Annotated in this window: 16 protein-coding genes; 14 read left to right on the plus strand and 2 right to left on the minus strand. The window is 35.2% G+C overall.

Annotated features, from left to right (window positions below; all coding sequences use genetic code 11):
- The first annotated feature begins 118 nt into the window (after window positions 1-118).
- Window positions 119-1,102 carry a GTP pyrophosphokinase gene (locus tag H7U17_RS19710; protein WP_186758570.1) on the plus strand — a complete coding sequence of 328 codons (984 nt, stop codon included), beginning with the start codon at window positions 119-121 and terminating at the stop codon, window positions 1,100-1,102.
- Between the two features lie 398 nt (window positions 1,103-1,500).
- On the opposite strand, the gene H7U17_RS19715 is transcribed toward H7U17_RS19710, so the two are convergent.
- Window positions 1,501-1,719, minus strand: a complete 219-nt coding sequence (locus H7U17_RS19715) for a hypothetical protein (protein ID WP_186758571.1) — start codon at window positions 1,717-1,719, stop codon at window positions 1,501-1,503.
- Window positions 1,720-2,300: 581 nt separating this feature from the next.
- Here H7U17_RS19715 and H7U17_RS19720 point away from each other — a divergent pair.
- The 8 genes from H7U17_RS19720 to H7U17_RS19755 all read left to right on the plus strand — a co-directional run bounded on the left by H7U17_RS19720 (window position 2,301) and on the right by H7U17_RS19755 (window position 12,625).
- Complete coding sequence (locus H7U17_RS19720) at window positions 2,301-3,245, plus strand: fatty acid desaturase family protein (protein WP_186758572.1); 945 nt, start codon at window positions 2,301-2,303, stop codon at window positions 3,243-3,245.
- Between the two features lie 175 nt (window positions 3,246-3,420).
- Window positions 3,421-3,612 carry a cold-shock protein gene (locus tag H7U17_RS19725; protein WP_186758573.1) on the plus strand — a complete coding sequence of 64 codons (192 nt, stop codon included), beginning with the start codon at window positions 3,421-3,423 and terminating at the stop codon, window positions 3,610-3,612.
- Window positions 3,613-3,848: 236 nt separating this feature from the next.
- On the plus strand, window positions 3,849-4,409 hold the full coding sequence (locus tag H7U17_RS19730; protein ID WP_222439251.1) for a helix-turn-helix domain-containing protein: 561 nt from the start codon (window positions 3,849-3,851) through the stop codon (window positions 4,407-4,409).
- A gap of 1,103 nt (window positions 4,410-5,512) precedes the next feature.
- A complete protein-coding gene (locus H7U17_RS19735) occupies window positions 5,513-6,166 on the plus strand; it encodes a PIG-L deacetylase family protein (protein WP_186758574.1) in 654 nt (217 codons plus the stop codon).
- Complete coding sequence (locus H7U17_RS19740) at window positions 6,163-7,305, plus strand: glycosyltransferase family 4 protein (RefSeq protein WP_186758575.1); 1,143 nt, start codon at window positions 6,163-6,165, stop codon at window positions 7,303-7,305. Before H7U17_RS19735 ends, H7U17_RS19740 begins: the two co-directional genes overlap by 4 nt.
- A gap of 8 nt (window positions 7,306-7,313) precedes the next feature.
- Window positions 7,314-8,513: a glycoside hydrolase 100 family protein gene (locus H7U17_RS20780; protein WP_186758576.1), complete on the plus strand. Its 1,200-nt coding sequence runs from the start codon at window positions 7,314-7,316 to the stop codon at window positions 8,511-8,513.
- Window positions 8,514-9,317: 804 nt separating this feature from the next.
- A complete protein-coding gene (locus tag H7U17_RS19750; protein ID WP_186758577.1) occupies window positions 9,318-11,606 on the plus strand; it encodes a glycosyltransferase family 4 protein in 2,289 nt (762 codons plus the stop codon).
- Window positions 11,603-12,625 (plus strand): glycosyltransferase family 4 protein, encoded by a 1,023-nt coding sequence (locus tag H7U17_RS19755; protein WP_186758578.1) that lies wholly within the window; start codon window positions 11,603-11,605, stop codon window positions 12,623-12,625. Before H7U17_RS19750 ends, H7U17_RS19755 begins: the two co-directional genes overlap by 4 nt.
- Here the strand turns inward: H7U17_RS19755 and H7U17_RS19760 are convergent.
- Window positions 12,622-14,085, minus strand: coding sequence for a glycoside hydrolase family 130 protein (locus H7U17_RS19760; protein ID WP_186758579.1), 1,464 nt, complete (start codon window positions 14,083-14,085; stop codon window positions 12,622-12,624). The two genes, H7U17_RS19755 and H7U17_RS19760, sit on opposite strands and share 4 nt — an antisense overlap.
- 671 nt (window positions 14,086-14,756) lie before the next feature.
- Here H7U17_RS19760 and H7U17_RS19765 point away from each other — a divergent pair.
- The 5 genes from H7U17_RS19765 to H7U17_RS19785 all read left to right on the plus strand — a co-directional run bounded on the left by H7U17_RS19765 (window position 14,757) and on the right by H7U17_RS19785 (window position 19,346).
- Entirely contained in the window at window positions 14,757-15,113 is a 357-nt protein-coding gene (locus H7U17_RS19765) for a cupin domain-containing protein (RefSeq protein ID WP_186758580.1), read from the plus strand.
- Window positions 15,114-15,378: 265 nt separating this feature from the next.
- Window positions 15,379-15,564, plus strand: a complete 186-nt coding sequence (locus H7U17_RS19770; RefSeq protein ID WP_186758581.1) for a general stress protein CsbD — start codon at window positions 15,379-15,381, stop codon at window positions 15,562-15,564.
- Window positions 15,565-15,838: 274 nt separating this feature from the next.
- Window positions 15,839-17,050: a cation:proton antiporter domain-containing protein gene (locus tag H7U17_RS19775; protein WP_186758582.1), complete on the plus strand. Its 1,212-nt coding sequence runs from the start codon at window positions 15,839-15,841 to the stop codon at window positions 17,048-17,050.
- Window positions 17,051-17,603: 553 nt separating this feature from the next.
- The gene (locus H7U17_RS19780; RefSeq protein WP_186758583.1) at window positions 17,604-18,683 is read left to right on the plus strand and encodes a fatty acid desaturase family protein; all 1,080 of its coding nucleotides are present in this window, start codon (window positions 17,604-17,606) and stop codon (window positions 18,681-18,683) included.
- A 390-nt stretch (window positions 18,684-19,073) separates the two neighbouring features.
- Window positions 19,074-19,346 (plus strand): hypothetical protein, encoded by a 273-nt coding sequence (locus tag H7U17_RS19785; RefSeq protein ID WP_186758584.1) that lies wholly within the window; start codon window positions 19,074-19,076, stop codon window positions 19,344-19,346.
- Window positions 19,347-20,140 lie beyond the last annotated feature (794 nt).

The following is a 20,140-nucleotide window of genomic DNA, read 5'->3' on the forward strand; positions in this document are numbered from 1 at the left end:
GCCTATGGGGTTTTGTTATAAAAACACCTACCTTGTCAGGAAAGGTGTTTTAAAGCTTAAGGAGCTTGATCATGTATTTCGTTATTAAATATGAAATATTAATTGCAAATATTGCCCAATGAACGAGATTGATAAGAATATACAAGAATTCAAGATTTGGTATGAGACTCAATTACCCTATCATAATGCGTCTGTTGATTTCTTCTGTCAATTAATTGGTGCTATACCTAAAGTGGAACTGGTTAAGGGACGAATAAAAAGCTACGAGGAAAGCGTCAATAAATTCACAAGAAAGTATTTGCCATTTATTGACACGAAAGAAAAGGACTTCAAAATCAGTTATTACCTTACAGATTTGATTGGCATTCGTGCTGTTTGTTTTTATGCTGAAGAGGTGTATGAAATAAGACGTGGACTAAGGAAGTACTTCAAAGAGCTGGAAATAACGGACAAATCAAGCCAATTAGAAAAGACGGAGGATAAATTTGGTTACAAAAGTTTGCATCTGCAATTGGTCTTGAAACGGGGACTGAAAGGTATTGACGATGTAGATAGGTTTAAAAATATTCAAATTGAGCTTCAAATTCGAACAGTTATACAGGATGCTTGGAGTGTATTAGATCATAAAATAAAATACAAAAAAAGCATACCACAGAGTTTGAAAAGAAGAATTAATAGGCTTTCAGCACTTTTTGAAATCGCAGATGAAGAATTTTCAAATATTCAAAAAGAAATTTTGAAAGAAGAAAACAAGATAAATTATAGGCTGAAAAAGGGAGGGCGAATCGAAACACTTAAAACACTGGATGTATTCAGGTTCTTATTTGTTGCATTGAAATATTTTCCTCATTATGATTTTGCAGAATACAAGGTTGATAGTTTTGTCCAAGAAATTCTATTATTGAAAAGCGATTTTACTGAAGGTGCCTTAAATGAAGCTTTGAAGGATAATCTTTCGTATGTTGATACGATCGAAAAAAGAATAAATCAGGATTTAAACCCATATACTAAAATCCGCTACTGTTTGTATAAGTCCAATATTGAAAGCTTTAAACCAATTTTATCAGTGCACCAACAAGGTATATTTAATGCCTTAGGTTAAGAGGTTTATATAAGCGATAAATACTTTATCTATATAGAACTAAAATTTGGGTATAGAGTTTTTCTCCCGGCAATGTTGGAGAGATGGGGATAAATAGTTCTTTATGTATATCTGCAATTGCACCAGTAAGTTTTACCATTCAAAACATTCCCAATTAAGAGAATACATATCTTTAAGAAATACTAATTTAAATCTGTTTAGATCCGTGGAGTCTCCCGATAAATCGGAACAGGCTGTGTGAAATAAGTTTACTGGTGTTAAAACGGATAATCATATAGTTCTTTAAAGCATCAGCATTTGAAATACCTTCTTTACGAAATTTTTGTGGTTTACTATACTAGGCAAGAAACCATAAGTTTTATTTGAAAGGCAATTTGGCGCTTATCAATATGTGTCTTTTATTTCTCCCGCATTTCTTTGTTTTTTTCTATTAGAATAGCATTAGGGACAAATTCCCTCTCGAAATAAACCAGCTCTTTTTTTTCTGGAAATTCAAATATTTTACAATAATATATCTGGTCAATATACCTTCTTATAATCAGTTTTAAACTGGGATTGACCTTAGCGTATACTATATCGCCTGGATTATAGCTGTTTTGTACGAATTGTTTGCTCATGATTCTTTTTTTTAATTATTACTGAAGTTTAGGTTTTTTTAAAGTAAATCTGTTATAAAGTGATTGATTAATCTTACATGAATCACACATTTAGATAATATGAGGGGCTTATATGCTTTTTAGGGTAATGACTCAGTCAAAGGTATTTATTGACTGCATTGAGAATAATAGGAACCTCTTTTTAATAAGAAAAGGTAGTAATTCAATATCTTTTACTACCTTTACTGAATAAGATAAAAGGCAGATCCCAAAAAAATGATCGCCTTGATTAATGATGGCGGAATAAGAGCCTGAGTAGCATTTCAAGAGTTTTCCTTCAATCGGCTTTAATTCTTTTTTCTACTTTTAATTCATATTTAGCATTAGGCTGCAATATGAATTAAGTCTACCAATCATACTTAATATGAAAGCCGAAGTTTCATTATTATTACCTAAATACCCTTTATATCAAAAACATTAGATTTTCGGAGTCAGTATTGTCTGATTTCTCCATTACCCTTCGTGGCCGAGTTAATACCCATTTTAAGACAGCCAAAAAATCCAAGTTTGGAAATCTGGAAATGATTCTCAAAACCTTCTTTATGTTCGGGCTTTATTTTATCCCTGTTCTATTGGTTATTTTGGGATTGTTTAATGAAAGCTGGCAGTTGTTCCTGTGTTTCGTCTTAAGTGGTTTTGGAATGGCTGGTATTGGCATGGGGGTTATGCATGATGCTATCCATGGAACCTATTCAAAAAACAGGAAAATAAATAAACTATTGAGTTATAGTCTGAATATGGTTGGGGCAAATGCAACCGTGTGGAAGATCCAGCATAATGTTCTTCATCATTCCTATACCAATATTGATGAAGGAGACGATGACCTCAATGTTCCGTTATTCCTTCGATTCTCACCTCATGCAAAGAAAAATCGTTTACATGCCTATCAGCATTGGTACACTTGGTTTTTTTATTGTTTGTCTACTTTATCATGGGTAACGTCAAAGGACTTTATCAGGCTTGATAGGTATTATAAAATGGGCTTACTGAAAGGAAAGCATATTTATCTCAATACTTTGTTAAAGATGCTGGCCTGGAAGATGGTTTATTATACTTTCATTCTCCTTCTACCTATTCTGTTTTCACCATTTGGCACAGGAGAAATACTGTTGGCATTCTTGCTACTACATGCTGTGACAGGCTTATGCATTTCATTGGTGTTTCAGACAGCCCATATAATGCCTGAAGTAGCTTTTCCAAAAATGAATAAAGATGGGGAAGTAAAAGGAGAAAGGATCATCCACCAATTGCTGACGACCTGCAATTATTCAGAACAGAACCGAGTGTTTTCATGGCTTATAGGAGGGTTGAATTACCAAATTGAGCATCACTTGTTTCCGAATATTTGTCATGTACACTATCATAAAATAGCTCCTATTGTGAGGGAAACAGCAGCAGAATATCAGTTGCCTTATTATTCAAAGGTGTCGTTTTGGGAGGCTTTAAAGTCCCATTTCAAAATGCTCAGGTGGCTGGGAAATAGTTAGTAAGACAAGAATGAATGCCACTAGATAAAATCTTATCAAAATATCATAAGGGTGGAGGTTTGTAAGTATGATTGCCTATAAGTTTAAGTTGATGTATATCATTTGAGCAGGCAATGGTTGTCGCGAAACCCTTTGACTAAAAATAAATTAATAACAAATAAAAATTCAATAAAACATGAATGAAGGAACAGTAAAATTCTATAACGATTCCAAAGGCTACGGCTTTATTACACCGAATGATAATGGAGATGATATTTTTGTCCACGAAAGTGGATTAATTGATGAGATACAGGAAAATGATGAGGTGAAATATGAGGTAGAGCAAGGTAGAAAAGGCTTGAATGCGGTCAGAGTTGAACGGGTTTAAATGATTAATTATCAGGGTTATTTACCTTGATGATGAATGATTAAAGGTCATGCTTACTTGAACTATTCAAGGATGCATGACCTTTTTTTATATGAAAGTCTAGAATAAAAAGTAGAGGCATCTTAAAAAATGAGATAAGGCAAGACCGGTATCATTTTGAAGTGCAAAGTTTTAAGCTTCGTATATAACCAGTCAATTTCAGTATCCGTTATTTAAAAGGGACCAATTGGAAAAAAATGAAACTCTATATCAAATATATGGTCAGCCTCAGATGCAAAATGATGGTGAAAGAAGAACTTAAAAAATTAGGGATTCGACATTTTGTAGTCGAATTGGGAACTGTAGATCTTCATGAAAAAATATCGGAAAAGCAGAGAAAGGAATTTGCCAAGAATTTGTTGAGATCCGGCTTGGAGTTGTTGGAGGATAAAAGAAGTATACTTATCGAAAAAATAAAGAATTTAATAATTGAAATGGTCCATTATGAAGATGAATTGCCTAAAACTAATTATTCAGATTATATAAGTGAGAAATTGGGCTATGATTATACTTACCTTGCTAATACTTTTTCTGAAGTAAAAGGTATAACCATACAGCAGTTTATTATTCTTCATAAGATCGAAAGGGTCAAGGAATTGCTATTGTATGACGAGCTAAGTCTTTCGGAAATTTCATATAAACTACATTATAGTAGTGCCGCCCATCTTTCCAATCAATTTAAAAAAGTTACAGGTCTTACTCCTTCTTATTACAAAAAGTTGAAGAAGAAACGGAATCAGAACTTGGAGAATTTGTAAATCTGTATATCCGCTATTTCACCAGTATATTTTAGCCTTCAAAACATTCTCTCAAAAACAGCACAGATCTCACAGAAATGATTGTATAAACCTTTCTACTGGCCCAGCTAGGACCATGGAGGACAGGCAGTGGGAAATCAGGTTACTGGTGTGAAAATGGTCCATATTAATGAATATAACATTTTTAATATTGCTCCTTTAACCCGTATTTACCCCCTAGTTTAGCCGTGTTTATCCCGTGTTTTAGCCGTGTTGCTCTTATCAGAGACTTAGGCTAGTCTACACCTTAAGTCCTAGAAAAGCATGGGGACATACCTTTCAATATTTTGGTTGTAAGAAGCTTAGGAATCCTTCTATCCCTCATCGCGATAAGCCAATATTTTTACAACTATTAAGGAGCTTGATGGCATTTTCCATTCCGAAGAGAGATGATCCCCCCTTATCTTTTAACAGATTATGAGTCCATAAAATGTTTTTAAATTTTAGAGGGTTCGATTATTTGTTGTTTATAAAATGAATTTATCCACTTAGATCTGTCAAGCTGTTTTAATCAATGAAGATAAATGGGAAGGATGTGTGATATGTGTAAGTTTATTTTTTTTACTGTAAGGTTTATTTTGTGAGATATCTTTAGATTTCTTGGTAAGATAATCTTTTCTACTAAAATCAAATAAGATGACTAAGGAAAAAAACAGTAAATCGAAATCAGACAAAAAGCAGCCGGTGAGAAATTTAAAAGAAAAGCGGGCTGCTAAAGAAGCAAAAAGAAGGGAAAAAGAGCAAAAAGATTAGTTTAGCTCATTTCCCATAAATCACACCTTGTGAATGATAAGTGCTTATGGGGGCACAATACTAGGTCACTGCCCTGCTACTGTGCATGACTTTCTATCTCTCCTCTGTTTTAATAAGTACTCAAAACCGCTCTTTTGAAGTATAATAGGAGTAAAAAAAGTTGACCAAATAGAACTTCTTATTAATGCTACTATCTCTTTCTGGTGGACTGGATGATTTGGTATGAATATCATTTGTTCTTAATAAAAGGTTTCGTCGTTACAATGGTCTTATAATCGATCGAATTATAAACCTATCATAATAGCAGGGAAATGCATGAAGAAACAAACAATCCAAAAGAAATAAATGCAACTGTCCTGGTGGCTCACCCTGATGATGAGACCATTTGGGCAGGAGGATTAATTTTAGAAAATCCTGATTGGAACTGGACCATCATTTGTCTTTGTAGGGCAAATGATGGAGATAGAGCTCCTAAGTTTTATCGAGCTCTGGAAATGTTTGGAGCAAAGGGCATAATGGCTGACCTTGACGATGGACCTGAACAAAATCCTTTAGATTTAAATATACTTGAAGACACTATAGTGGACTTATTGTCTTGTAGACCAGTGAATTTGATTTTTTCCCATAGTCCTTATGGTGAATATACCCGACATCTCAGGCATGAAGAAATCGGTAAATCAGTTATAAAATTATGGGAAGAGAAGCGTATCAAGACTGATGAATTATGGCTTTTTGCCTATCGCGACAACAACATGCGTCATGTGCCCAAACCTATTCCTGATGCCCACTTTCATTTACCGCTTGGAGGGAATGTTTTTAAAGCAAAGCGGGCATTAATCAGCAGCGTATATGGTTTTTCCAATGAGAGCTGGGAATTTAAGGCGTGCAATTGGACGGAAGCTTTTTGGTGTTTTCTAAATGCTGAGGATGCCTCTAAATGGTTTAAAAAACATTCAAGGAAATGAAGGTATTGGTATTATATGACTATCCCCCTTCTCCTGGAGGACTTTCTACCCAGGGTGATTTGTTGTATCAAGGCCTGTTGGAGATAGGGGTTGATGCCTATGCAGTTCATTTTCAATCTTCACAAGAGAAAGAGTGGTATTACCGTTGGTTTAGGCCTGATATAGTGGTAGGGATTGGGTATTGGGGACATATTCAGGATATAGTTATTCATCCAAATAGACACGGGTTAGTGGCCGTTCCCTGGCTTGTTGCTGACGGATTTGTCGGTAATTTTCGCGAGGTTTTAAATAAGCTTCCCCTTATTTTGGTTACTTCAAACTGGGTGAAACAAATGTATATTCGTGATGGTATAAAGGGCGAGAATATCGAAGTTTTGCCTGTGGGATGTAAAACAGATATATTTTGTCCAGTCTCGGCGGAGGACGAAAAAGTTTTGGCCATAAGAGCGGCTCTTGAAATTTCTTCCGATCAGTTGATGATCCTTACAGTTGGAGGTGATGCCACTTCAAAAGGAGCCCAGGAGGTGATGAAAGCACTGGCCATTATTGAAAATAAAGTATCAGACTGGAAATATATATGTAAAGTATGGCCTCAAGAAAGGACTAATCTTCAGAACGTAGTTGATCGAGAGCTTTCGGGATTATTAGGGATTGAAAAGAGGGTTCAATATGTTACCAATACAGTTTCACGGAATTTTATGCCCTATCTGATTGCAGCATGTGATATTTATGCTGCCCCCTCGAGATTGGAGGGATTTGGTATGCCACAAATTGAAGCCGGAGCGTGCAAAAAGCCTGTCATAGGTATTAAAGCTATGGGCATGTTGGATACCATTGTGCACAATGAAACGGGTTTTTTGGCAAGAGTGGCTCAAAAAATCGAAATAAATGAGGCTGAGCTGGGTATCGAGGCAGGTTATGAAGCGCCTCATATAGTGGTCTTTGAAAGCCCGAGAGTAGTGGATTATAGAGCAGATGTGAATGACATTGCTAAATATTTGTTGAAACTAATGAATAATAAGGGTTTACGTGATAAAATAGGGGAAAGGGCGAGGAAGTATATTGTCACTAATTTTGACTACCGTGTAGTAGCCCGAAAATTTGTAAGCATTGTTCAAGATAGGCTAGGAATTAATTAGGAGGAGACGTGGATTCTGAAAACAATAGATTAATTGAGGAAGCCAAGAAAGCAGCCTTGAGCGTTTTACTTTATAATGCTGACGGTCCTTTTGAGGGATTGCCCAGGACAGCTGGATTTGGATATCCAGAGCCCTATACCAGGGATCTTATGTTTTCAATTTTAGGGGTGGCGGTTTCCGGAAATGAAAAGTTGATAAAGAGTACCCGAAAGGTACTGGAAATACTTGCTCAAAACCAATCTCCCAAAGGTCATATTTCTTCTTTGGTTCACGAAGTGGATAATAGAGGGGCAAGTGATACCACTCCGTTATTTTTATTGGGAGTAAGTGTTTTCAGAAGAATAGTAGGAGAACCTCTGTTTTTAGAGCAGGCGGTTAAAAAATCGTTGACATGGATGGAATACCAGAGTCCCAGTGATGAATACCTTGTTGCCCAACTGCCCACCAGTGATTGGCGTGATGAACAATGGGTAATTGGTTATGGCTTGTTTGTAAATACCCTGGTATTTAGTTTTCTGATGCTTTTGGGTTGTAGAAAAAGGGCTTCGAAACTTTTTAAGGAGATAAGGTTTCTTAATCTGGACAAAAATAAAGAATTGAGAGGTGATCATGAAGGATTAATATGGGAGAATCCTCCTTACTATTCATTGTGGAGATATAAAGTTTTTCGTAGTGACCGATTTGATCTATTGGGTAACAGCCTGGCCATTTTATCAGGAATAGCCTCCTTAAAAAGGGCTGAAGCCATCATTGAATGGATTGAAAAATGGTGCCAAAAGCAAAAGAATGAAGGAAAGCAAACATCAGACCTGCCTCCTAATTTCTTTCCTTTTATTGAACCGGGAGATCCGGACTGGCACTCTAGATACAGGAAATTTAACATGCCTGGCGAGTACCATAATGGAGGGATTTGGCCTTTTATATGTAGTATCTATATATGTTCACTTGTAGCAGCACATAAATATGACCTAGCCGAAATGAAACTGGTAAGCCTTACTTATCTTGTAAAAAAGTCAAAGGACCGTAAATTATCTTTTGGATTTAATGAATGGTTAAGGCCAAAGGATGGTCTCCCCTGTGGGCAAGATTGGCAAAGTTGGAGTGCAGCCCTTTACCTGTATGCTGCTAAGTGTGTTCAAGAACGTAAAACTCCATTTTTTGATGGAATCAGAGAAGAGGTTGCTAAAAGATTTCAATATGAAGGGTAGATATGGGGCTTGAAAGAGGATTATATTAGTGGGATTTTAGGACTAAGAGATTGGTTGATCTATTTTATGAGTATTCGTTTTACTTCTTGTAGCCAAATTCACAAAGGTTCCAGCTTATTTTTAAACTTTCCTGCCTTTTATTCAGGGGCATGTATATTCTTGAGGGTCTTTATGAATGCTTTGCAATTTTACCTAAAGCTTTGGGGACAGGCTATTGGTGAAAAAGTGGGCAAACTTCGCCTAGGGGAGGTATGAAATCCAGGCGAGCCAACTCATTTCCTTAAGGCCCTTCGCAAACGCTGCAAAATCGAATGCTCCAAGGTACTGTTTCACGGTCTTATATTTATTATTTTGGATTTCCCTCGCTAGGTGCACTTTTCTGGATACTTATAACTGTTTAATTATGAGGTTTATAAGTGTTCGTATCCGGAAATCTTCTTAGGCTTTGTTGCGTTTGGTTCATTTTTTTTGCCAATAAATATACTGTTTGCTACACTAGTCACTTTTAGGATCAAACTTGTTTTAAGATAACTATTGGCCATTGAAGTCTTTGTAAATCTGTGATATATATAAATGTATACTTGTTTAATGTAAGCTATTTAAAACCAGTGGTATATAACTTTGGAGTTAAAGAAGTATTAAAGGAAACTCTGTGATTAGTGATTTCTGGAAAATGCTTCAGGTATTGTTCAATTACTTGTAAGACATGTGTCTATATGTGGATTAAAACAATAGAAATCCTTCTCAGAATACAATGAAGAATGATATTACTCAAATGATTTTATTATTACTAGGTAGAAAAGCATGAAAATAGGATATATAAGTACTTACCCTCCAAGAGAGTGTGGAATCGGTACCTTCACCCAAAATCTTCAGCAAAATATAAAAAAAGCGTTTGAAGATGATGACATAAGATATGAAGGTAATGTCATAGCACTCTGTGATAATGATGGTCAATATATCTACCCCAAAGAGGTGAGGATGAAATTGCAACAGGACCAGCAATCAGATTATCTTGAAGCAGCTGATTTTATAAATTTAAGTGGTTTGGATCTTTGTGTTCTTGAGCACGAGTTTGGAATATTTGGAGGAGAAAGCGGGGTGTATATTCTTCCTCTACTTCATAAGCTTGAAATGCCATTTATTGTTACGCTTCATACAGTTCTTGACACCCCTTCATATAATCAAAAGATTATCTTTAAAGAGATATGCAGAATGGCCAAAGCGATCGTGGTGATGAGTAATAAGGCCGTTAAATTGCTCGAAGAAATATACCTTGTGCCCGAAGAAAAGATAAATTTAATAGAACATGGGGTCCCTGATATCCACTATGACGCTTCTGAAGTGAGAAAAACTTTTCGCTTTGATGGTAAAAAGGTATTGTTAACCTTTGGCTTTATCAGCCGCAATAAAGGCATCGAAACGGTAATCAAATCGCTTCCTGAGGTCATAAAAAAATATCCCAATACCATTTATTTAATATTGGGAAAAACCCATCCAAATGTAATCAAATATGCTGGAGAAGAGTACCGAAATTATCTTCATCGTCTTGCGAAAAATTTGGATGTGCAAGACCATGTATTATTTATAAATGAGTTTATTGATGAAAGTGAACTGATAAGATACCTCACTGCCTGCGATGTTTATATTACACCCTATCTGTCCAAAGCCCAAATAACCAGTGGGACCCTCAGTTATGCTTTTGGGGCCGGCTGTGCAGTAGCGTCTACACCCTATTGGCATGCCGAAGAACTTCTGGCAAATGGTAAGGGAAAAATTTTCGATTTTAAGAACCATGAAGAACTTTCCTTGCTCTTGAACAGCTTATTCGATAATCCTGACCAGCTAAAGGGGATCAAAGAAAAGGCACTTGAATACGGAAAGACCATAACCTGGCCTGAGATAGGGAGAAAGTATAAGCATCTTATAAATTCTGTTCTAGAAGAAGTACCAATCAATACAGAAAAAAGAAAAATCATTTTGAATATTCAATTAATGCCTAAGTTTTCATTAGCGCATATAAAGCGACTGACCGATGATACCGGGATTATTCAACATGCAAAATACGGGATTCCCAATCTCAAGGAAGGGTATTGCTTGGATGATAATGCTAGGGCACTTTTTATGGTACTAATGGCATATAAGCAGAAACGTGATCCACTGGCATTGGAGTATATGCCTATTTACCTGAGTTATATTCATTATATGCAAAATCCAAATGGCACTTTTAAGAACTTTCTGGGATTTAACAGAACTTTCAAGGATGAGGTAGGCTCTGAAGATTCGTTTGGAAGAACTATTTGGGCATTAGGTTACCTTTTAGGAAATGCCCCAAACGATGCATATTTCCAAACAGGTCGATTATTGTTTTTTGATGCGGTACCAAATTTTGAAAATCTAAGATCAATTAGAAGCATCGCCAATACGATAATTGGGATAAGTTATTACTTGAAAACCAATATGCTTGATGAAAAAATGATTGAATTGCTAAGGGTACTGACAAATAAGCTGGTCTTACAGTATAAAAGACAATCCTCTTCAGATTGGCAATGGTTTGAGTCTCTTTTGGCCTATGATAATGGAATCCTTCCACTAGCCTTGATGCAGTCTGCTGAAATATTGGAAGATGATGAGGTGCTGGGAATCGCCATGGAAACCATGGATTTTCTGACCTCGCATACCATGAAAGGTGGTTTTTTATCAATTATTGGGAATAAAGAGTGGTACGTCAAAAATGGTCATCGATCAGTTTATGCCCAACAACCCATAGATGCCTTGTCAATGGTGCTAATGTACTATCAAGCATTTCTACTTACAAGGAAAAATGAATATCTACAAAAACTATTCACTTCATTTATGTGGTTTTTAGGAGAAAATGATCTTAGAATGAGTCTGTATGATTTTGAGACAAAAGGTTGCTGCGACGGTTTTGAAAGTTACGGAGTGAATAGAAACCAGGGAGCGGAGAGTTCTCTTGCCTATCTAGTATCCCATTTGATTGTGCTGCAAGCCCATGAGGAATTTTATAAAAGCGAAGAGGCAGAGATATCCGAAAATAAAATTAATCGTTTAAATAAAGAAATACATCATTGAAAATAGCCATTCTCTCTTCTATTGCCTGGAGCACACCTCCTAAAAAATATGGGCCATGGGAACAAGTGGCTTCCAATATCTGTGAAGGACTTTTGGAGAAAGGTATGGATGTTACCCTTTTTGCAACTGCCGACTCCATTACTAAAGGGAGATTAGAATCAGCATGTGTGGTTCCTTATGAAGAAGATAGGGCTGTGGATCCCAAAGTAGCAGAGTGTTTGCATATAAGTAATCTAATGGAGCATGCCCATCAGTTTGATATCATTCATAATCATTTTGATTTTCTCCCACTTACATACTCTGCATTGATAAAAACACCCATGATTACAACCATACATGGTTTTTCATCCCCTAAAATCATTCCTGTTTATAAGAAATATAACGCAAAGACTGCTTATGTATCCATTTCCGATGCTGATAGGTCAAAAGAGCTGGATTATATTGCCACTGTTTATCACGGGATTGATCCCTTGATTTATAAATTTCGAGCAGTTAAAGAGGATTATCTCTTGTTTTTTGGTAGGATTCATCCAGAGAAAGGTGCTCATGTGGCGATTGAAATAGCCAAAAGGTCAAACCATCGTTTGATTATTGCAGGTTTGATTCAAGATCAAGTCTATTTTAAAGAAAAGGTCAAGCCTTTTATCGACGATGATTTGGTATGTTACCTGGGAAATCTTGAGCCAGATAGAGGAAAAAAACTACTTGGTGGGAGTAAGGCTTTACTTCATCCTATCAATTTTGAGGAACCATTCGGATTAAGTGTGATAGAGGCAATGATGTGTGGGACGCCAGTCATTGCTTTTGATAGAGGGAGCATGCGAGAGCTTATTAAGGATGGCAAAACCGGTTATTTAGTGCAAAATGTGGAGGATGCCGTAGAAAAGGTTGGGCTCATAGACAATATATCCCCGGAGTATTGCCGAGCACATGCGATAGAAAAATTCAGTATAAATGAAATGGTCGAAAATTATATTTTGGCCTATAGGAAAGTACTTCAAGGTACAAATAAAGCCTAATTGTTTTTAAGCGCTTCTAAGAGCTCATCCATCGATATGACAGCATAAGTTGAGGAATAATCGGAAACGGCGTAGGGCAAAATTAAATTGTTATTGTGAATAATGGAACCGCAAGAATAGACTACGTTCGGAACATAGCCATCTCTTTCCTTTTCCAGCGGTGTAAGCAGAGGCTCCTTTAGTCTTCCAATTTCTTTAGTAGGATCTTCCAGATCAAGAAGGGATGCCCCTATACTATACCGCCTCATCGGTCCAACGCCATGCGTTATTATTAACCAACCTTCATTTGTCCAGATTGGTGATCCACAATTCCCTATTTGGGTATATTCCCAAGGGGATTTAGGTTCCTGAATCTTGATAGGGTCATTCCATAGGGTGCTTTTGTCAGAAAACATAATGTAGTTGTTTACACCATCAATCCTTGCAAGCATCGCATATTGGCCTTTAATTTTTTTAGGGAACAAGGCCAGGTTTTTGTTTTGTGCACCTTCCCCATGAAGGGGCATTACCCTGAAAGTATAAAAATCTTCTGTTGAGAGTAGTTTTGGTAAGGTGGTATGGCCATTATACGCTGAATAAGTAGCATACACCTTCTTTGTTCCATCGCTCTCTATAAAATTTACAAATCGAGCATCTTCAATCCCTTTGTTTTCTGAATTTGATATGGGAAAAAGTACCCTTTCTGTTAGGTCTGAGTCCAAGTGGAATTGTACATCATAAAATGAGTCTACCAGCCAGGTTATCTCGTTCAAAGCCATTCTTCTTTCAAGGCTGATGGATTTGTCATCCAAAATTTTTGCAACAGCGGTGGTTAATGCATAATATTCAAAATTCGCAGGAAGGTCTTCCATGATAGATTTAGAATATTTCTTAGGAATATTCATTTCATTAAGCTTTTTGATAAATCGCTTTTTATCATACAACCTTTTATGCGTTACTTCAGCCAAGTCGATTTGATCCCCTGATTTCATAACATGCAGGTCATTGTTTTTGTCGATGATTCCTCTTCGGAAGACAATGGAAGAAATATGTCCTTCTCCTGTAGCCCTAAAAGATAGTATCACTCTAACTTCGCCCTCCTCAAGGTAGGATTGATCGAAATCCTTGATGATAGATGGGTTGAATATTGCGGCTGATTCAATAGAATATTCCATCGTACAATAAGAACCAATCAACATTTTTTGGGAATCAGTAAGGGTCTCATAATGGCCATTCATCTTACCGATCAACTCCAGAATTTTTTCAAAATGCTTGAAGAATATCTTTGAAATATTTCGGTGGCGACTTGCAAATTCCCGCAGTGTCTGTTCCAAAGTTAATTGGACCTGCTCTTCGTCCATTAAAAGCACCTTATCGATCATTTTTTCAGTCCGTTCTTGTCCATTCCAGAAAAATCTAGCTACGACTCTACTAGAATCTGGCGAAAATTTGAACTCTTTTCTTTTTGCTGTAACTTTCATTATTTCAGCGGGTTATGATGGGTATCTTCTACTAAATATAGCCTTTATATTTATCATAAAGCATTTCTGCTGTGTATATTTAATATAATAAGGGTAAAAAACTTTTTCCTTTACTTTTGGTCAGCAAGGATTCTTTCAAATTGGCTTATTAAGCTATAAATTATTGTGTTTAAGTTTTTATAGTAGGTATTTGACATGTCAAAAGTGTCCCCAAAAAAAAAGATTAAGCGTATTCTGAGGGAAAAAGGTATGATGATGAAATCTGGACCTTATTATTTGGAAACTGGGCAATATTATGGTTTGTTTTTATTCTCATCTTTCAAGCGAGTAAAAGTTGATTTTTGATTTTTTGTCACAATTTCATTCGAAAGGAGGGGGACAATAAAAAACCAAAAGGTGAGAAATATACAAGAAAAGATATTTCAACTGTAACACTATACAGGTGGATTTTGATCATCTTTATCTTTGGAGGCAAGAAGAAGTTATTTCTTTTGAGCTTCTTGTGGAAGGATGAATTATGAAAGGATTTGTTGATAATTTGATTGGTGTAGGACTTGTTGTTGGGGCACTTACTGAATATAATGGCAAAGAAGGCTATAAGATTTATGTGATTTTAGCATGTTTAGTTCTTACATGTCTTTGGGTTCTTAAACGGATATAAATAAAAACTCATGGGGCATTTTGATATGCGAAAATCAGAAATATTAATCATCGTGGAATTGATCGATTATCTTCCAAATTCAATTATTAGTAAAAGCATTATAAAAAAAGCAACAGGAAACATCACTGTTCTTTCATTTGATTCGGGAGAGATACTGTCAGAAAAAAAATCCCCTTATGATAACTTCATTCAGGTTGTTGAGGGAAAAGCGGAAGTCATCATTGATGGTAGCCATAAAATTATAAACTCAGGACAGTCTATTATTATTCCTGCTCATTTATCCAGTAGTATTAAAGCAAATATGAGGTTCAAAATGATCTCTACTATTATCAAAAGTGGATATGAAGAAGTAGAGTTAGGTCAGTAAATTAATATTAAAATGGAGTCCGAGGAGAAAATAAACAGAGCTATTATAAAGTTGATTTTAAATATTGACAGAAACTATCCGGAGCTTCTAAAGTACTTGGACGAAATGACTGTTGATATAGCTCCTGGTTCAGCGTCATGGGTATCACAAAAAAATCTCAAGGCGTATTACAAGTCTTTGAAAAATCTATTAAAAGGATATTTGTCCAATAAAAGAAGATTGGGCAAAATATAATTTTATTAAAAGTTAAATCGATTGAAAGTATATGAAAATAGTAAGGAGTTGGAGAGAGCAGAAGATTTTGCTTAAAAGAAGGTTTCCTTTTCTTAGCGATGATGATTTTATTATTGATAGTGAAGACAGGAATAGCATGCTTGATCGCTTATCCAAAAAGCTAAAGAAAACCCGGGCTGAATTGGAGTTGTTATTTGCAGAACTTCAGCGATATTGACTCCTTATATGTTCTATAGGATGAATAAAATTGTAAGTTTTATAAGGAGAAGCTATAATAAGGATTCTTTGTAAATAGAACACATTGGAAGTCACACGTATAATAATCCCAAGTTAATCGTTTTACGCATCTCTGATTTAGTGAAAGCTGTTGTTTATAGATAGGGGAGGACTATTTTTAGGTGAAACAAAAAACGGCAATCAACTAAATTAGGATGGATTTTCAAATTTGGCGGATTTATGTTTTAAAGAATAAATAAACAATAGGATCCGGTATGGAAAAAATCAATTTTAATAGTGTTCTGACTGTAGCACAAGTAGATCCCATACTTTCTATATTGGTTTTGCTCTCCATTGGGATTATTGTTGTCAGTTTTATTTTTAAAATTTTGGGGCAACCTTATTTAACAGCCTATATTTTAGTAGGAGTGGTATTTGGTCCCTATGGGATGCAACTTGTAAATGATGAATCACTCATTTCCAATTTGGGTTCTTTTGGGCTAGTCTTATTACTTTTCTTCATTGGAATGGAAATTTCTCTTCCAAAAATAATTGCCAATTGGCGCATACCTGTAATAGGTACTTTTTTTCAAGTGATTTTTAGTTTGGCCACTATCTGGGGGGTTGGAGCTATTTTCCAGTGGCAGCTAACTCAAATTATAGTTCTTGGCCTGGTTATTAGTTTAAGCAGTTCCGCCATAGTTATCAGTTATTTACAAGATAAGGGTTTGATTACATCACATTTAGGTCAAAACATTATAGGGATCTTATTGGTGCAGGATATTTTGGTAGTGCCAATGTTAATCTTACTTAACTACCTATCTGGATCAACTCCTGTTGCTATTGATATTATCAAACAAATTGTGGGGGGATTGCTAATCCTTGGAATATCTATATGGGTATTGAAAAAGAAGGAGGTGAGTTTGCCATTTGGAGATTTGATTAGAAAAGATCATGAAATACAAGTTTTTATTGCTTTCGCATTTTGTTTTGGTTTTTCTATTCTAACTGCTTTTTTTGGGATTTCTTCAGCATTAGGGGCTTTTGTGGCGGGTATTATCGTTTCGAAGGCCAAAGAAACAACATGGGTTCATACTAGCCTTCATGCGTTTAGAATCGTTTTTGTGGCATTGTTTTTTGTGTCAATAGGAATGCTGATAGACTTGGATTTCTTAATTTCCAACTCCGGATTAATCATCATTATGGTCTTATTGGCTTTTATGACAAATAATTTTATTAATGCCATAATTGTTCGTTTTTTGGGTGAATCTTGGAAAAACAGTTTGTTTACAGGGGCTATCTTGGCCCAGATTGGGGAGTTTAGCTTTATCTTAGGAGCAACAGGTTTTTACACCGGCCTTATTTCAGAACACACCTATCAATTAGTGATTTCAACTATTTCAGTCTCGCTTATTACAAGTCCTGTTTGGATTTTTTTGATAAGGAAAATCATTGATCTATGGTATGGTAAAAGCAAAAGTTATTAAGCGAATAGACTGTAATTCTTAAAATAAAACTGGACTGTTGTGGATAAAAAGTAAGATAGCATTTCGGTAAATTTAAAGCTATTTTTTGGTTTAATGTTTTCCTTACCATCAGCCAGTAATTGGATCATTTCGAGGAATTCCCAAACATCCATATAAACCAAATTGATAATAAAGAAAATGAATTGATCTTGAAACTCATGTATATTGAATGCGAAAAGAGGTATCTAATTCAAAAATCTTATAAATAATTCCAAGCTTAAATTAACCTGGTAATATCGTTCACTTTTTAAAAGATTCGGATTTTCCAATCAACTAAAATTGATATCCAACCTCTTGCAAAGAATACATAAGGGTAATCAATATTATTAAAAATAATATTTAAATAATACTATAAGTGTGATATATACAATCTCTATTGATCATTGTGTAAGGTATTATAATAATAAAAGCTTCAACTTAGTAACAAGCACTAATTTTGCAAATGAAGTATTTCTACTAAATGCAGAATGGTATAAGATGTCAATTGAGGTGAAAGCTTCATAAATTATGTATAATGAAAAGTTTAAAATTTACAAATGGCAATAAATCAGGATTCGCCAAAACATTAAGAACTAGAGTGAATGACTATTTTAAAAATAGTGGGACTAGCCAATATGGAAATGGAAATATGGTAGTAAAAACTATTTTTATGCTATCCATCTTCTTTATTCCCCTAGTTTTTATTGGTTCTGGAGTAATACAGCACACTATTCCGCTTTTTGCTTTATATATTATTAGCGGCTTTGGCATGGCAGGGGTAGGAATGGGTATAATGCATGACGCTATTCATGGTTCATATTCTAAGAACCATATTGTCAATAGGTATTTGGGCTATACTATGAATTTAATAGGGGCTAATTCTGTCGTTTGGAAAATCCAACATAATGTCCTTCATCATACTTACACAAACATAGAAAAAGGAGATGATGACATTAACGTGCCATTTTTCTTACGATTTTCCCCTAATGCTAAGAGATATTGGATACACCGTTTTCAGTACCTATATATTTGGCTGTTTTATGGACTTTCCACTATTTCATGGATTACAATGAAGGATTTTGTCAGGGCTTGTCGCTATAATAAGATGGGTTTTTTTAATAAATCAGGGAGTTTCAAAAAAGAACTTTTAAAAATTGCTGGTTGGAAAATCCTTTATTATTCTTATGCCCTGATCTTGCCATTAATAATGGTACAACTACCTGTTTATATTGTTGTTTTGGCTTTTTTAAGTATGCATTTCGTTACCGGAATTTGTATAAGTCTTGTTTTTCAAACGGCTCATATTGTACCGGGCACTAAGTTTATCCAAGCTGATGAAGCGGGAGAAATTCATAATGAATGGGCATTGCATCAATTGGCCACCACTAGTAACTATGCACCGAAAAGCAGGTTTTTCTCATGGTTAATTGGAGGGCTTAATTTCCAGGTTGAGCATCATTTATTTCCCAATATTTGCCATGTTCATTATCGAAAACTGTCAAAGATTGTTTCAAAAACAGCAAAGGAGTTTGGTCATCCTTATTTAGTGAAAAGGTCTTTTTTTGCGGCACTTTTTGATCATATAAAAATGCTCCGGAGCTTAGGCAGGGCATAATACGAAACCTTGAATAATTTTAGACTTATTCGAAGTCTTAAACATCTATTTCTTCCCTGCCATGTGTTTTCTGAAAGCATAGTTTTGTTCAGGTTCCTTCATTAAAAACATGGAAGTGGTAATAGCTTTGTCTTTTTGGAGTATCCGGTTTTTGGGAAGCTTAATTTGTTTTTCACTAATGTAAGGTGATTTGGTTTCTCTTGGGTAAGAAATAGAACTGTGAATTATATAATTCCTATCCAGATTTCTGTAAGTAAAAGCGTTAAAATTTAGTCATTTTTGACATGGGCTCAATCAAAAACACCTTTTTAGGAAATTAAATTGAATCCTATTATTAAGAAGAATGATAAAGCTTGAATGTTACTTTGTCAGTGGAGGAACTTAATCGATATGAAGACTTTTCTGGAAATTACGAGGCAGATTTATGATGAACGTTTGGATAAAAGGTTTACTCAAAAGAATTATTATCTAAATAATGAGGAACTGGATGTGGTTATCTATGACAAAATGATTCAAAATAGCCAAAGGGCAAAGGAAACCTTTACCGTTGTAAAAGAGAAAACATTTGAACATACCATGGATGGGAAAGTTTATGTCATAAAAAATGAGCATCGAAGAGAGTTTTACGAAAATGGCAATCAAAAGCGGTTCAGCAGTTTTTAATAATCCAATTGAGCACTTACTCTTGGATCAGTTACGATAAAATAAATTTATGTAAGCTATTGTTGGAATTAATATTGTAACTCTAGGTTGTAAAATTAGGCTATTAAAACCAGTGTTGCTTTGAAGTGAGATATGCTTTTAGTGATTATGCCATTGTAAGTAAAGAAGATATAGGTTATGCTTACTAAGAAATCGATTGGGGGGATAGAAATGGCAGAAATGGCCAATTAAAGTGGTGTATATTATGATAGTGATTTTTTCAAGTCATTGGACAAACACTTTGTAAAAGCATTTTCCATGAAATTTTGTCATCTGAGTACATGCAGCTTTGTCTCTCTCTTTCAATAATTGCCCGATAGTTTTTATCTTTTACGGCTTATTATTACCCAAAGCCTAGAATAACCATTATGTAAGATTTGGTTATTTAGAGCTTGATTTATTGTTGGATCATGTAAAGAGAATAAGATATTTGACTGCCCAAATGTTATTCTAAATTGAATAAAAAACCTTTGGAAGGTAGGATCAAAAAATAGGAATTAAAACTTTGAGGATAATATTAATTGATCCGGTATTTTATGATAAGATTTTGAAATAAATAATCTCTTTTGGTGCTCATATTTTTAAAAGTAAACTTCAAAGCAGTTTGATCTAAAATAAAAAAAGCCGCATTATATAATGCAGCTTTTTACTTATTGTTGACCATTCGGTATTTATATTGAACAGCTTTGTGGTGGATTTGGAGGAGTTATTAAAAAATTATGACTGCTTTACTGAAAGTAAAAAAATGAAGGGCC

The organism is Echinicola salinicaeni, from assembly GCF_014280965.1.
Classification (GTDB): domain Bacteria; phylum Bacteroidota; class Bacteroidia; order Cytophagales; family Cyclobacteriaceae; genus Echinicola; species Echinicola salinicaeni.

What these genes read in the sequence shown, in the direction of transcription:
- H7U17_RS19735 (WP_186758574.1), top strand. Translation starts at nt 5,513, where the DNA reads ATGCATGAAGAAACAAACAATCCAAAAGAAATAAATGCAACTGTCCTG.
- H7U17_RS19785 (WP_186758584.1), top strand. Translation starts at nt 19,074, where the DNA reads ATGAAGACTTTTCTGGAAATTACGAGGCAGATTTATGATGAACGTTTG.
- H7U17_RS19725 (WP_186758573.1), top strand. Translation starts at nt 3,421, where the DNA reads ATGAATGAAGGAACAGTAAAATTCTATAACGATTCCAAAGGCTACGGC.
- H7U17_RS19740 (WP_186758575.1), top strand. Translation starts at nt 6,163, where the DNA reads ATGAAGGTATTGGTATTATATGACTATCCCCCTTCTCCTGGAGGACTT.
- H7U17_RS19770 (WP_186758581.1), top strand. Translation starts at nt 15,379, where the DNA reads ATGAAAATAGTAAGGAGTTGGAGAGAGCAGAAGATTTTGCTTAAAAGA.
- H7U17_RS19730 (WP_222439251.1), top strand. Translation starts at nt 3,849, where the DNA reads ATGAAACTCTATATCAAATATATGGTCAGCCTCAGATGCAAAATGATG.
- H7U17_RS19780 (WP_186758583.1), top strand. Translation starts at nt 17,604, where the DNA reads ATGAAAAGTTTAAAATTTACAAATGGCAATAAATCAGGATTCGCCAAA.
- H7U17_RS19775 (WP_186758582.1), top strand. Translation starts at nt 15,839, where the DNA reads ATGGAAAAAATCAATTTTAATAGTGTTCTGACTGTAGCACAAGTAGAT.
- H7U17_RS19765 (WP_186758580.1), top strand. Translation starts at nt 14,757, where the DNA reads ATGGGGCATTTTGATATGCGAAAATCAGAAATATTAATCATCGTGGAA.
- H7U17_RS19750 (WP_186758577.1), top strand. Translation starts at nt 9,318, where the DNA reads ATGAAAATAGGATATATAAGTACTTACCCTCCAAGAGAGTGTGGAATC.
- H7U17_RS19720 (WP_186758572.1), top strand. Translation starts at nt 2,301, where the DNA reads ATGTTCGGGCTTTATTTTATCCCTGTTCTATTGGTTATTTTGGGATTG.
- H7U17_RS19760 (WP_186758579.1), bottom strand. Translation starts at nt 14,085, where the DNA reads ATGAAAGTTACAGCAAAAAGAAAAGAGTTCAAATTTTCGCCAGATTCT.
- H7U17_RS19710 (WP_186758570.1), top strand. Translation starts at nt 119, where the DNA reads ATGAACGAGATTGATAAGAATATACAAGAATTCAAGATTTGGTATGAG.
- H7U17_RS19715 (WP_186758571.1), bottom strand. Translation starts at nt 1,719, where the DNA reads ATGAGCAAACAATTCGTACAAAACAGCTATAATCCAGGCGATATAGTA.